We start from the raw sequence: 13,748 nt of genomic DNA, 5'->3' as shown, positions 1-13,748 counted from the left end.
CCCCAAACTATAAGCATTGTGGGCGGAGAAGGTAATATTCGTTGCCCGTAGATGGTTCGCGTCGTAGCCTCATCCTTACCTTTAACAAACGGTTCAATGCAGATGGATGGGCCCAAACCGCCAGAACCGGCACCGCCTGCACATATTGCAAAGCAGGATTTGAGCGAACGAGTGGGCGCGCGTGTACGCCGGGCGCGTCAAATGCGAGGCATCCCGCGCCGGATCCTGTCTGAGAACTCGGGCGTTTCCCCACGCTATTTGGCGCAGCTTGAGGCGGGTGAGGGCAACATCTCGATCGGCGTGTTGCACCGTGTCGCACAGGCACTGGATTACAAAGCCGAATGGTTGATTGGTGAAGATGATCCGTGGGATTCGGATGCTTTGCAGATAGTTGAGCTTTTCCGACAAGCCAGCGACGACGTCAAAGAAAGCGTCAGGCGTGCATTGCAACCTCACCCAGATGAGGATGCACGTGCGCATCGGGTTTGTCTGATTGGGTTACGCGGAGCGGGTAAGTCAACTCTTGGTGCTATGCTGGCCGCTGCACAAAGACTGACGTTTGTTGAGCTCACAGCCATGATTGAAGAGATGGCCGGCATGCCCATGTCTGAAGTGATGGCGTTCTACGGGCAAGACGGGTATCGCAATCTGGAAGCGCAGGCGCTGGATCGGGTGATTGCAGAGCATGATCGGGTCGTGCTGGCAGTCGCGGGCGGGATAGTATCAGAGCCTTCGACCTATGCTACCCTGCTTGGCCGGTTTCACACCATCTGGCTGCGCGCGTCACCGACCGAGCATATGGACCGCGTGCGCGCCCAAGGCGACGAACGCCCGATGGCTGGAAATCCCAAGGCGATGGAGCAGCTCAAGAACATATTGGCCAGTCGCGAGGCTTTGTATGGGCGGGCAAATGCGCAGCTAGATACATCGGGCAGGGCGCCCCATGTTTCGCTGAACGAGCTGCGCCTACTGATTGAGGAACAAGGTTTCCTGATCGAAAAATTGGGTTCTATTTAGGATCTTTCAGCCAATCCTTTTCAAATTCCACCCCGTCCAGTTCCGCAAATCGCCGCACCCGGTCCAATTCGGCCTGCAGGCGGCGGGTTCTTGCGTCAGACCAACGCACCGACCGTTCTGGCCATACGGATCGGACTTGCAACAGTCCACGGTCTCGCTGGGCCTTCATGTCGATGCGTCCGATCAACCGGTGCCCTTCAAGCAACGGAAAGACATAATAGCCGTAGGTACGCTTGGGTTCGGGTACGAACACCTCGATCCGATAGTGGAATCCGAACAACCGCTCGGCCCGGTTCCGGTCACGCAACATAGGGTCAAAAGGGCTGAGAACTCTGATCCGGCCCGGCGCATCGGGCAGCTCTGTAGCGTGTTCACATAGACCGGGGCGGGCGAACACTTTTCGTTCCCGCCCGTCTGCGCATTCGGCGCAGATCTCTTCGATTTCACCCTGTGTTAGAGCCTGTTGGCACCAGGATTTTGCCTCGGCAGCGCTTACCGTATCCCAGAACGCGGCAAGCTCTCCCGATGTGGCGAACCCCAGCCGGTCGAGTGCGGCGTTACACAACCAATCCACAGTTTCATTTGCGTCGCAATGCAAATTGCCGGGGCAAAGTTGAGTTTCTATAACCCGCTCTGTCAGATCATAGCGTTTCTGAAACCCATCGCGTCCAACCACGGTCAGCGCGCCGGATCGCCAGAGATATTCCAGCGCGGTCTTGGATGGATGCCAGTCCCACCAACCGCCAGATCCCTTTTTCTCGTCTTTTCCGACATCGGACGAGCCAACCGGACCATGGTCGCGGATATGTTGTAGGACGGTTTCGAACTTTTGCTCAAACCCGTCACGCCGCCAGTTCTTCCAGCGGGCTTTCAACATGTCGGCATCGCGCAGGAACCGCAGATGCCAATGGCGATAGAATTCCATTGGGATCACCGCCGCATCGTGCGTCCAATGCTCAAACAGCGCGCGGTCGCGTTCATAGAGGTGTTTGAGGTGGCGCGCGCGATAGCTGGGCTTACGCGCATATAGGATCATGTCATGCGCGCGAGCGACGGTGTTGATACTGTCGAGCTGGACAAACCCTAAACGATGGATCAGCTGTAACAAGTCATCGCCTTTGGAACTTCCAGCAGGCTGTTCCAAAAGCGCGTGCCGATCCATGAACAGCGCCCGCGCCGCGCGGTTGTCCAGACGTTGCTGCGCCATCGGGAGTTATCGCCGTTTCAGCGTGTCGCCATAGCTGATTTTGGGGGTCAGGGTAACACGGGTTTCAACCTCGGAATCCGGATCGGCCAACTTCGCCGCAATGATCTCGGCCGCGGTGCGCCCAATCTCGGTCCGGCAGGCATCCATGGTGGCCAGCTTGCGTGGTAGTCCCTGCAGCAGCTCCACATTGTTGAATCCGGCCAAACCGATCTGACCGGGCACATCGATCCCTTGGTCCAGCAAATACAGCAGCCCACCCGCGCCGATCATATCGTTGGAATAATACAGAAAATCCAACTCGGGCGAGCGTTCCAGCATCGCTTGTGTCATCTCGCGCCCCTTGGCCAGCGCTGAGCCACCCGAATAAAATTCACGGTCCTCAATCTCGATCCCGTGCTTGCCCAATACTTCGGTGAAGCCTTCGAACCGTTTACGGGCACGGTGGTCTAACGGCATCTTGGTGCCCATAAACCCGATATGCTCATAGCCCGCCTTCAGGATTGCCTGCGCCATTTCGCGCCCGGCGCGGCGGTGAGAGATTCCCACCATCGCATCCACCGGTTTGCCATCAGTATCCATGATCTCGACCACCGGTATGCCAGCTGAATCCAGCATAGCGCGCGCGGCTTCGGTATGCTCCAGTCCGGCAATGATCACGCCTGAGGGCCGCCACGAGAGCATCTCGTACAGCACTTTTTCTTCTTTTTCTGGCAGATAGTCCGTGACGCCAACCACCGGCTGCAGTTCAGTATCTTCCAGCACCTGATTGATACCGGTTAGAACTTCGGGGAAGACCATATTTGACAATGACGGGATGATCACAGCGACCAGATTCACCCGACTTGACGCCAATGCTCCCGCGATCTTGTTGGGCACATATCCCAACTCTTTTGCGGCGGCCAAAACACGGGTACGGGTGGCATCCGACACATCCCCGCGATTACGTAGCACCCGGCTAACGGTCATTTCGGATACTCCGGACGCTTCCGAGACATCACGAAGGGTAAGCGGGCGTTTTGTTTCTGTTGTCACCGAGATACCTGCATTGTTTGTTTGGCCGATGGTAGCGTGAACAGGGCGAATTGTTCAACTGTTGTGCAAAGCCCATGACAATCTGAAAAAACCCCGCTAGAGAAAACGACGCGCGGCCCCGTGGCTCAACTGGATAGAGCAGCCCCCTCCTAAGGGGCAGGTTGCAGGTTCGAATCCTGCCGGGGTCGCCAAGCTTTTCTGAACGTACCCGATTAAATGCGTTACAGATCAAGCGTTCTAATTCTCTGCCCTTTGGGAGACGAAGGAATTATACCCTCGTCACTTCTTGCCGGGTGTGCCGTCGAATTTCTTTTCGATGTCGCTCCAACAGTCGATGTAATCGTCCTGCAGTGGTGCCTCATTGGCGGCGAACGCTGTGAGATGCTGCGGAAAGCGGGTTTCGAACATGAAGGACATGGTGTTTTCCAGCTTGTCTGGCCCCAGGTTTGAATTCGACGCCTTTTCAAAGGCTTCGCGATCCGGTCCATGGGGCAGCATCATGTTGTGCAGGCTCATACCGCCGGGAATAAAGCCCTGCGGTTTCGCATCATATTGGCCGTAAATATTGCCCATCAGTTCGGACATGATGTTCTTGTGGTACCAGGGCGGACGGAAGGTATCTTCCATGACCATCCAGCGCTCGCGAAACAGAACAAAGTCGATATTGGCGGTGCCGGGCTGGCCTGAAGGTGCGGTTAGAACGGTGAAAATCGACGGATCCGGATGATCGAACAGGATGGCTCCGACCGGGCAATATGTACGCAGGTCGTATTTGACGGGTGCATAGTTGCCGTGCCACGCCACCACGTCCAGCGGGCTGTGACCGATTTTGGTCTGGTGAAACTGACCGCACCATTTGACGGTCACGGTTGAGGGCACTTCGCGGTCCTCAAACGCCGCGACCGGTGCTTTGAAATCACGCGGATTGGCCATGCAGTTGGCGCCGATCGGGCCGCGGCCAGGCAGTTCGAATTTCTGGCCGTAGTTTTCGCACACGAACCCGCGCGCAGGGCCTTCCACGACTTCGACCCGGTAGACAAGGCCGCGTGGAATGATAGCGATTTCCTTGGGTTCAAGGTCGATGATCCCTAATTCGGTGTAGAATCTCAGAACGCCCTCTTGCGGCACCACCAGCAGCTCGGAGTCAGCCGAGAAGAAGTAATCATCCTGCATTGAAGTATTCACCATATAGATATGGCTGGCCATCCCGACCTGAGTGTTCACATCCCCGGCAGTGGTCATGGTGTGCATGCCCGTGACCCAGGTTGTCTGTTCACCGGTATGGGGCACCGGATCCCAGCGGTACTGTCCCAAGCTGACAACGTCAGGATCTACATTGGGCGCTGATTTCCAATAGGGAACATCGATTTTTTCATAGCGATGTGAATGCTTTACCGACGGGCGGATACGATAGCACCAGGTACGCTCGTTCTGGTGCGAAGGTGCCGTGAACGCAGTGCCTGAAAGCTGCTCACCATAGAGGCCGTAATTGCATTTCTGCGGGCTGTTCATACCCTGGGGCAGAGCATCAGGAAGCGCTTCGGTTTCGTAATCGTTGCCAAAGCCCGGCATGTACCCTTCGTGCGGCCCTTTCAAGGATGGGGCAACTGTCATGCGTTCATTCTTGGTCAGCTCATTCATTTTGCACGTTCCTTCCGGACAGATACGATCGAATTTAATCGGTGTGGTAATAGTTGACTTTGTAACTAACAAGCGTGACGGGAAGGTATCTTCAAAAAAGATGAGTTTGATTTGCAGGAAATTGCCATAGCCTTGCACCATGTCCTTCTTAGACTGGCAAAAGGTAGTGCAACAGAGATTGTTAATTCCGGTAGCTACGGGTCGATTCTCGGGGTCAAACAAAGAAATTGACTCAGACAGGCCAAACCAGTCTGATTCTACATCGGTCAAGTGACCGGAAGTGCCAGGGGTTCAAATTTTATGGAAATTTTGGTGCCCAGGAGAGGACTCGAACCTCCACGTCCATACGGACACTAGCACCTGAAGCTAGCGCGTCTACCAATTCCGCCACCTGGGCAGGTGTCGTGGAGGGGCGTTTAAGCTGACTGGCAGGGGGCGTCAACCAGATTCGGGGGTGTTTTTGAAAGTTTTTTGATGCGTGCCCCAACTTCTGGTTCACGCGACGGATTTTCAGAGAAGCGCGGCGTTATTGCGCCTTGTTCGACGGGCTCGTGGGCGCTAGATCAATTCAGACCAAGACAGCAGGAGCGCCATCATGTCGAAACTCGTCACGATTTACGGTGGATCGGGCTTTGTTGGCCGATATATCGCGCGGCGTATGGCTGCCGAAGGCTGGCGTGTCCGCGTCGCTGTGCGGCGGCCCAATGAAGCGATGTTCGTCAGACCCTATGGCGCGGTTGGTCAGGTCGAGCCTATCTTGTGCAATATCCGTGATGACGCCTCGGTCGCTGCAGCGATGCATGGTGTTGACGCCGTGGTGAATTGCGTCGGCGTATTGAATGAGCTGGGCAAGAATGCGTTCGACGCAGTGCAGGCCGAAGGTGCCGAACGGATCGCCCGGCTGGCGGCCGCTCAGGGTATTGACTGCATGGTCCATATCTCGGCCATTGGTGCGGATCCCGAATCCGACAGCGAATATGCGCGCACCAAAGCGCAGGGCGAGGCGGGCGTTTTGCAACACATGCCGGGTGCCGTCATTCTGCGCCCATCAGTCATTTTCGGCACCGAAGACCAGTTTTTCAACCGCTTCGCAGGGATGACACGGATGAGCCCGTTCCTGCCGCTTGTTGGGGCGGAAACGAAATTTCAACCTGTCTATGTCGATGATGTTGCGCAAGCGGCAGTTCAAGGCGTTCTGGGCAAAGCGTCTGCCGCTGTTTATGAACTGGGCGGGCCAGAGGTAAAGAGTTTCCGCGCCTTGATGCAGCAGATGCTCGACGTAATTCATCGCCGCCGGATCATCATCGGGATGCCTTTCTGGGCGGCGAAAATCATGGCGGGTGTGTTGGATATCGCGAAGTTCGTCAGTTTTCAGTTGTTTCCGAACAATATCCTGACCCGTGACCAACTTAAGAATCTGCGGCGCGATAATGTGGTGGCGGATGACGCCAAAGGTTTTTCGGACCTCGGGATCGAGCCCGCGACGTTGGAGTCGGTTCTGCCAGAATATCTGTGGAAATTCCGCCCCGCGGGTCAGTATGACGATATTCAGAACTCGGCCAAGAACCTGCGCATCTGATCAGCTATATGCAATCACCAGCAGGATTGCTCCGAGGATGACCCGGTAGATCACATAGGGTGTGAAACTGACGCTGCGCAGAAGCCGCATCATCAGGTTAAGCGCGAGCAGAGCCGAAACAAAGGCGAAGGCTGCGGCAATCGCTCCGTCCTTGGCCAGCTGTGTATCTGCCTCACGGACGACATCGATCGAAAGCAGGACGCCCGAAGCGATGATCGTTGGTATCGACATCAGCATGGCAATCCGCGCACCATCTTCGCGTGTATAGCCAAGCTGACGAGCGCCTGTGATCGTAATCCCCGAGCGTGAAGTCCCCGGGATTAAGGCCAACATCTGCCACAGCCCCATGATCATTGCGTCCTTTAAGCCCCAGTCCGAACTACGTTTGGTTTGTACCCCCTTTTGATCCATCCAATACAGCACTAACCCGAAGCCAAGCATCGCCCATCCGATGACGGCGACTGAACGCAGAGCCTGCTCAAGCCCCGTCAGGTACACGATCCCGCCCGCAATGACTGTCGGAATCGTGGCGATGACCAAGCCCAGTGCCAACCGCGCCTGAGGCGTCTCAATTCGTCCTCGGATAATTTGTGGTATCCCGGCTAGGGCTTGTTTCACATCTGACCAGAAATAAAGAATAACCGCGCCAAGTGTTCCTACATGGACGGCGACATCGATTGCCAGGCCTTGATCAACCGCGCCAGTCAGGCGGGGCAACAGGATCAGGTGCCCGGATGAAGATACAGGCAAGAATTCGGTGACGCCCTGAATGATCGCCACAAGAATCAAGTGAAAAAGGCTCATCTGCTCTGCCGGTACCGTGCTCGTTTTGTTGAGAACAATGGGTATAAGCGGGCAACGGGAAAGTGAAGTGCTCAGATAGGTCCGAATCGGAACTAAAAACACGACAAATTTCTCTGAAAAAACATCGAGCGATGCAGTTTTCTCAATATAGGTCAGTATTGTTGACTTTTCATCCAGAGTGACATCACTTAAAGAACCCTGACCAAGCCAATTCATGGAGTCTGACCCGTGGCCAAGCAACCGATGCTGAAATTTGTGCAGATCGATCGTGTCATGCCTGAAAAGCGTGCCGCCAGTGACCGCAAAGAGGACTTCGATGAAATCTATGCCGAGTACGCCGCGGAGAAGGCGGCCGAACAGGCCAGCCGATGCAGCCAGTGCGGAGTGCCCTATTGCCAGTCCCATTGTCCGCTGCACAACAATATCCCTGATTGGCTGAACCTGACGGCAACCGGGCGGTTGGAAGAGGCGTATCAAACAAGCCAGGCTACCAACACTTTCCCTGAAATCTGCGGCCGCATCTGCCCACAGGACCGTCTGTGCGAAGGCAATTGCGTGATCGAGCAATCGGGCCACGGTACGGTCACCATTGGCTCGATCGAGAAATACATCACCGATACAGCCTGGGACAAAGGCTGGGTCAAACCCGTTCAGCCTCGTGCCGAGCGCGACGAAAGCGTGGGTATCATTGGCGGTGGTCCCGGAGGATTGGCAGCGGCGGATATGCTGCGCCGGGCGGGTATTCAGGTCACGGTCTATGATCGATATGACCGTGCGGGGGGGCTGCTGATGTACGGCATTCCCGGTTTCAAGCTGGAAAAGGATATCGTCCAACGCCGAAATGACCTGCTGGCAGATGGTGGTGTTGCATTTGAGCTGAACTGCGATGTGGACGCCGCGAAATTCGCGGAAATCCACGCGAAACATGATGCGGTGATTATTGCAACGGGCGTCTACAAATCCCGTGATCTGTCCATGCCCGGCAGCGGTCTGGGTGGGATTGAAAAGGCGATCGATTTTCTGACAGCCTCGAATCGCAAAAGTTTTGGCGATGCGGTTGATGACTTCGACAATGGCCGCCTGAACGCGGAAGGTAAGAAAGTGGTCGTCATCGGCGGGGGCGATACCGCAATGGATTGCGTGCGCACGTCGATTCGTCAGGGTGCGACGTCGGTCAAATGCCTCTATCGTCGGGACCGCGCCAATATGCCGGGCTCGCAGCGTGAGACCCAGAATGCCGAGGAAGAAGGCGTGATCTTCGAATGGCTTAGCGCACCCAAAGGCTTTACCGGCAATGAGCAAGTAAACGGTGTCATGGTGCAGAAGATGCGTCTGGGCCAGCCCGATGCCTCGGGCCGTCAGGCTCCCGAAGTGATTGAGGGCGCAGACTATGTCGAAGAGGCCGATCTGGTGATCAAGGCGCTTGGCTTCGAACCCGAAGACCTGCCCACCTTATTCGGCCAACCTGATCTGCCTGTGACCCGCTGGGGTACAATCAAAGCTGCGTTCCAGACCGGTGCAACCGAGATGGAGGGCGTTTATGCCATCGGCGACATCGTGCGCGGTGCTTCGCTGGTGGTCTGGGCGATCCGTGACGGGCGCGATTGCGCAGATGCCATAATTGAGCGTTTTAACGCCAAATCCGCCATCGCAGCCGAGTGAAACAAAACGCAAAAGCAATTCGAAAAATCCCAGCGGGTATGCGTTCGAAAGCGAACGCCGACAGATGAACAAAAGCCTGTGTGCCCCCTTGGGAAGAAGGAGACAGCCAATGACCAAATATGATGCCGATTGGGTGCGGGCCGAAGAAGCCAAGCGCAAATGGATGGCAGAAAAAGGTCTCTATTCAGAGGAAGAAGAACATTCCTCGTGCGGTGTGGGCCTTGTTGTGTCCGTCGATGGTAAGCCGTCACGCAAGGTGGTGGATGCCGGGATCGATGCGCTAAAGGCAATCTGGCATCGCGGCGCGGTGGATGCGGACGGTAAAACCGGGGATGGCGCAGGTATCCATGTGCAGATCCCGGTCCCATTCTTCTATGATCAGATTCGTCGCACGGGTCATGAACCAAACTTGGATGAACTGGTTGCTGTCGGTCAGGTTTTCCTGCCCCGCACGGATTTTGGCGCGCAGGAACAGTGCCGGACCATAGTGGAAACCGAAGTTCTGCGCATGGGTTACTATATTTATGGCTGGCGACATGTGCCGGTTGATGTGACCTGTCTGGGCGAAAAGGCCAACGCGACCCGGCCCGAGATCGAGCAAATTCTGATCTCGAACTCCAAAGGCGTGGATGAAGAGACATTCGAGCGTGAGCTCTATGTCATTCGTCGCCGTATAGAAAAAGCGGCGCTGGCCGCAGGAATCTCGGGGCTATATCTGGCGTCGCTGTCTTGCCGGTCGATCATCTACAAAGGCATGATGCTGGCCGAGCAGGTCGCTGTTTTCTACCCCGACCTGATGGATGAGCGGTTCGAGTCCGCTTTTGCGATTTACCACCAGCGCTATTCGACCAACACGTTCCCGCAATGGTGGCTGGCCCAGCCCTTCCGTATGTTGGCCCACAACGGTGAGATCAACACGCTGAAAGGCAACATCAACTGGATGAAAAGCCACGAGATCCGCATGACCTCGGATAGCTTTGGCGTCTATGCCGAGGATATCAAACCGATCATTGCGGGCGGATCGTCGGATTCCGCCGCATTAGACTCGGTATTCGAGGTCTTGGTGCGTGCTGGGCGCTCGGCGCCGATGGCGAAAACCATGCTGGTTCCGGAAAGCTGGTCCAAGCAAGCTATCGAGCTGCCGCAAAGCTGGCGCGACATGTATTCCTACTGCAATTCAGTGATGGAACCTTGGGATGGCCCTGCTGCGCTGGCAATGACGGATGGCCGCTGGGTATGTGCCGGTTTGGATCGGAACGGTCTGCGCCCGATGCGCTATGTGGTAACCGGCGATGGTCTGGTTATCGCGGGGTCCGAGGCGGGTATGGTGCCGATTGATGAGGCCACCGTGACCGAAAAAGGCGCGCTGGGACCGGGCCAGATGCTGGCTGTCGATATGAAAAAGGGCAAGCTGTACCGCGACAAGCAGATCAAGGACAAACTGGCCCGAGCACTGCCGTTTGGCGACTGGGTCGGCAAGATCAACGATCTGGACGAGTCACTTGCGGGCGTGACGGAACACCCGAAATTCATCGGAGAAGAACTGCGCAAGCGTCAGATCGCGGCCGGGTATTCTGTAGAAGATCTAGAACAGATTCTTGCCCCGATGGCAGAGGACGGCAAAGAGGCGCTGGCTTCGATGGGGGATGATACGCCCTCGGCTGTTCTGTCCAAGCAATACCGCCCGCTTAGCCACTTTTTCCGGCAGAACTTCAGCCAGGTGACGAACCCTCCGATCGACAGTTTGCGTGAATACCGTGTGATGTCGCTGAAGACGCGGTTCGGCAACCTTAAGAACGTGCTGGACGAAGACAGCAGCCAGACCGAGATCATCGTTCTGGAAAGCCCCTTTGTCGGCAATGCACAATGGGACACCCTGGTCAATCAACTGGGTTCACCCCTTGCGGAGATCGATTGTAGCTTTGAACCCGGCCGAGGCGCTCTGAGCGCCGCCTTGGCACGTGTTAGAGCCGAAGCAGAGGAAGCCGTGCGCTCGGGCGCGGGTCACTTGGTTCTGTCTGACATGAATTCAGGGCAAGGTCGTGTGGCGATGCCGATGATCCTGGCCACCAGTGCTGTGCATTCGCATTTGACCCGTCAGGGTTTGCGGACCTTTTGTTCGCTGAACGTGCGGTCTGCTGAATGTGTCGATCCGCATTACTTTGCGGTTCTGATCGGCTGTGGCGCGACAGTTGTGAATGCCTATCTGGCTGAAGATTCGCTAGCTGACCGCATTGATCGTGGTCTGCTTGACGGCACCCTGACCGAAAACGTTGCGCGCTATCGCGAAGCCATCGACCAGGGTCTGCTGAAGATCATGGCCAAGATGGGTATTTCGGTGATCTCATCTTATCGCGGAGGTCTGAATTTCGAAGCCGTTGGTCTCAGCCGCGCGATGGTGGCCGAGTACTTCCCGGGTATGACCAGCCGGATTTCCGGCATCGGTGTCACGGGCATTCAGACCAAAGTCGAAGAAATCCATGCCAAAGCGTGGGACAGCGGTCTGGATGTTCTGCCCATCGGTGGTTTCTACAAAGCGCGTAAATCGGGTGAGACCCACGCGTGGGAAGCAACCTCGATGCACATGATGCAAATGGCCTGTAACCGTGCCTCGTACGAGCTGTGGAAGCAGTATTCGGCCAAGATGCAGTCCAATCCTCCGATTCACTTGCGCGATCTGATGGATTTCAAGCCGCTGGGCAAGCCGGTGCCGATCGAAGAGGTCGAATCGATCACTTCAATCCGCAAACGCTTTGTCACTCCAGGCATGTCGCTGGGCGCCCTCAGCCCCGAGGCGCACAAGACACTGAACGTGGCGATGAACCGGATTGGCGCGAAGTCGGATTCCGGCGAAGGTGGTGAAGACCCGGCGCATTTTGTGCCTGAACCCAACGGTGACAACCCGTCGGCCAAGATCAAACAGGTGGCCTCGGGCCGGTTCGGCGTGACCGCCGAATACCTGAACCAGTGCGAAGAGCTTGAGATCAAGGTCGCCCAAGGCGCGAAACCGGGTGAGGGCGGTCAGCTGCCGGGTATGAAAGTCACAGACCTGATCGCGCGTCTGCGGCATTCTACCAAGGGCGTGACCCTGATCTCACCGCCGCCGCACCACGACATCTACTCGATCGAGGATTTGGCGCAGCTGATCTATGACCTGAAACAGATCAACCCGCGCTGCAAAGTGACGGTTAAGCTGGTGGCGTCCTCGGGCGTTGGCACGATTGCTGCCGGTGTGGCCAAGGCGAAAGCCGATATTATCCTTATTTCGGGTCACAATGGCGGCACTGGGGCCTCACCTGCGACCAGCATCAAATATGCCGGCCTGCCATGGGAAATGGGCCTGACTGAAGCCCATCAGGTTCTGGCGATGAACAACCTGCGCGACCGTGTGACTCTGCGGACGGATGGTGGCCTGCGCACCGGTCGTGACATCGTCATGGCCGCGATGATGGGCGCTGAGGAATACGGCATCGGTACCGCCGCCCTGATCGCAATGGGCTGTATTATGGTGCGTCAGTGCCAGTCGAACACCTGTCCGGTGGGCGTGTGTACGCAGGACGAATCGTTACGTGCCAAGTTTACTGGCAACGCGGACAAGGTGGTGAACCTGATCACCTTCTACGCACAGGAAGTGCGAGAACTGCTGGCTAGCCTCGGCGCACGTTCGATTGACGAAATCATCGGTCGTGCTGATCTGCTAGCACAGGTCAGCCGCGGATCGGCGCATCTGGATGATCTGGACCTCAACCCGCTGTTGATCACCGTCGATGGCGCACATGATATCGTCTACAACCGCGACAAGGATCGTAATGCAGTGCCGGATACGCTGGATGCCGAGATTGTGCGCGATGCGGCGCGATTCCTGAAAGACGGTGAGAAGATGCAACTATCTTACGCGGTGCAGAACACGCATCGGACCGTGGGTACACGTGTCTCAAGCCACATCGTCCAGAATTTCGGCATGCGGAACACGTTCCAGGACGATCACTTGCATGTGAAACTGCAGGGTTCGGCCGGCCAGTCGCTGGGGGCTTTTGCCGCTCCAGGTCTCAAGCTGGAGGTCTCGGGTGATGCCAACGACTATGTCGGCAAGGGGCTTTCGGGCGGCATGATCGTCGTACGTCCGCCGCAGGTGAGCCCGCTCAAGGCGGAATATAACACCATCATTGGCAACACCGTCCTATACGGTGCCACCGATGGCCACCTATTTGCGGCAGGCCGCGCAGGTGAGCGGTTCGCGGTGCGAAATTCAGGTGCCAGAGTGGTGATCGAAGGCTGCGGCTCGAATGGATGTGAATACATGACCGGCGGTGTTGCGGTTATTCTCGGCGATATCGGTGCCAACTTTGGTGCGGGGATGACGGGTGGTATGGCTTATCTGTACGACCCCGAAGGCAAGGCCGAAGCGCTGATGAACATGGAGACGCTTGTCACCTGTCCGGTGACAGTGGACCATTGGGAAGATCAGCTGAAAGCAATGATCGAGCGCCATGTCGCGGAAACCAATAGCCGCAAAGCCATTGATATCTTACAGCATTGGGATGTGGAAAAGACCAACTTCCTGCAGGTTTGCCCGAAAGAGATGTTGAACAAGCTCAGTCATCCTTTGACCACCGAAGTGGCGGCGGTTCCTGCAGAATAGGTCTTGAGAGATCTAAATCTTTGGCCCGGCGTGTCGTTCCCAACACGCCGGGTATTCTTTTGTCTGGCCATATTGTTTCCAATTCTTGTGTAATGCCGTGCATAACGCCTAGCTTTAGTCATAGTTTATTCGGGAAATGCAGGCATGCTGCTATCCCAATGATG

General features: G+C 56.3%; 8 protein-coding genes and 2 tRNA genes. 5 read left to right on the top strand and 5 right to left on the bottom strand.

The window, feature by feature from the left end:
- Window positions 1-51: 51 nt before the first annotated feature.
- Window positions 52-1,017, top strand: a complete 966-nt coding sequence (locus ACRZ9U_RS15235; protein WP_480902290.1) for a helix-turn-helix transcriptional regulator — start codon at window positions 52-54, stop codon at window positions 1,015-1,017.
- Here ACRZ9U_RS15235 and ACRZ9U_RS15230 read toward each other — a convergent pair.
- Entirely contained in the window at window positions 1,010-2,224 is a 1,215-nt protein-coding gene (locus tag ACRZ9U_RS15230) for a DNA glycosylase AlkZ-like family protein (RefSeq protein ID WP_170408750.1), read from the bottom strand. The two genes, ACRZ9U_RS15235 and ACRZ9U_RS15230, sit on opposite strands and share 8 nt — an antisense overlap.
- 6 nt (window positions 2,225-2,230) lie before the next feature.
- Window positions 2,231-3,256, bottom strand: a complete 1,026-nt coding sequence (locus tag ACRZ9U_RS15225; RefSeq protein WP_170399205.1) for a LacI family DNA-binding transcriptional regulator — start codon at window positions 3,254-3,256, stop codon at window positions 2,231-2,233.
- A 114-nt stretch (window positions 3,257-3,370) separates the two neighbouring features.
- Here ACRZ9U_RS15225 and ACRZ9U_RS15220 point away from each other — a divergent pair.
- A tRNA-Arg gene (locus ACRZ9U_RS15220) sits at window positions 3,371-3,447 on the top strand.
- 88 nt (window positions 3,448-3,535) lie between these two features.
- On the opposite strand, the gene hmgA is transcribed toward ACRZ9U_RS15220, so the two are convergent.
- Window positions 3,536-4,897: a homogentisate 1,2-dioxygenase gene (gene hmgA, locus ACRZ9U_RS15215; RefSeq protein WP_370644329.1), complete on the bottom strand. Its 1,362-nt coding sequence runs from the start codon at window positions 4,895-4,897 to the stop codon at window positions 3,536-3,538.
- Window positions 4,898-5,207: 310 nt separating this feature from the next.
- Window positions 5,208-5,294, bottom strand: a tRNA-Leu gene (locus ACRZ9U_RS15210).
- 198 nt (window positions 5,295-5,492) lie between these two features.
- Here ACRZ9U_RS15210 and ACRZ9U_RS15205 point away from each other — a divergent pair.
- Window positions 5,493-6,476: a complex I NDUFA9 subunit family protein gene (locus ACRZ9U_RS15205; protein ID WP_170408749.1), complete on the top strand. Its 984-nt coding sequence runs from the start codon at window positions 5,493-5,495 to the stop codon at window positions 6,474-6,476.
- On the opposite strand, the gene ACRZ9U_RS15200 is transcribed toward ACRZ9U_RS15205, so the two are convergent.
- On the bottom strand, window positions 6,477-7,280 hold the full coding sequence (locus ACRZ9U_RS15200) for an undecaprenyl-diphosphate phosphatase (RefSeq protein ID WP_170408748.1): 804 nt from the start codon (window positions 7,278-7,280) through the stop codon (window positions 6,477-6,479). It abuts the gene before it with no gap.
- 228 nt (window positions 7,281-7,508) lie between these two features.
- Here ACRZ9U_RS15200 and ACRZ9U_RS15195 point away from each other — a divergent pair, with 228 nt between their 5' ends.
- Window positions 7,509-8,942, top strand: a complete 1,434-nt coding sequence (locus ACRZ9U_RS15195; RefSeq protein ID WP_170408747.1) for an NAD(P)-dependent oxidoreductase — start codon at window positions 7,509-7,511, stop codon at window positions 8,940-8,942.
- Between the two features lie 109 nt (window positions 8,943-9,051).
- On the top strand, window positions 9,052-13,584 hold the full coding sequence (gltB, locus tag ACRZ9U_RS15190; RefSeq protein ID WP_170408746.1) for a glutamate synthase large subunit: 4,533 nt from the start codon (window positions 9,052-9,054) through the stop codon (window positions 13,582-13,584).
- Window positions 13,585-13,748 lie beyond the last annotated feature (164 nt).

The organism is Ruegeria sp. D7 (genome assembly GCF_056534355.1).
Note: the sequence above shows the minus strand (reverse complement) of the source record. Positions and strands in the feature narration are given on the sequence as shown.

What these genes read in the sequence shown, in the direction of transcription:
- ACRZ9U_RS15235 (WP_480902290.1), top strand. Translation starts at nt 52, where the DNA reads ATGGTTCGCGTCGTAGCCTCATCCTTACCTTTAACAAACGGTTCAATG.
- ACRZ9U_RS15230 (WP_170408750.1), bottom strand. Translation starts at nt 2,224, where the DNA reads ATGGCGCAGCAACGTCTGGACAACCGCGCGGCGCGGGCGCTGTTCATG.
- hmgA (WP_370644329.1), bottom strand. Translation starts at nt 4,897, where the DNA reads ATGAATGAGCTGACCAAGAATGAACGCATGACAGTTGCCCCATCCTTG.
- ACRZ9U_RS15205 (WP_170408749.1), top strand. Translation starts at nt 5,493, where the DNA reads ATGTCGAAACTCGTCACGATTTACGGTGGATCGGGCTTTGTTGGCCGA.
- ACRZ9U_RS15200 (WP_170408748.1), bottom strand. Translation starts at nt 7,280, where the DNA reads ATGAGCCTTTTTCACTTGATTCTTGTGGCGATCATTCAGGGCGTCACC.
- gltB (WP_170408746.1), top strand. Translation starts at nt 9,052, where the DNA reads ATGACCAAATATGATGCCGATTGGGTGCGGGCCGAAGAAGCCAAGCGC.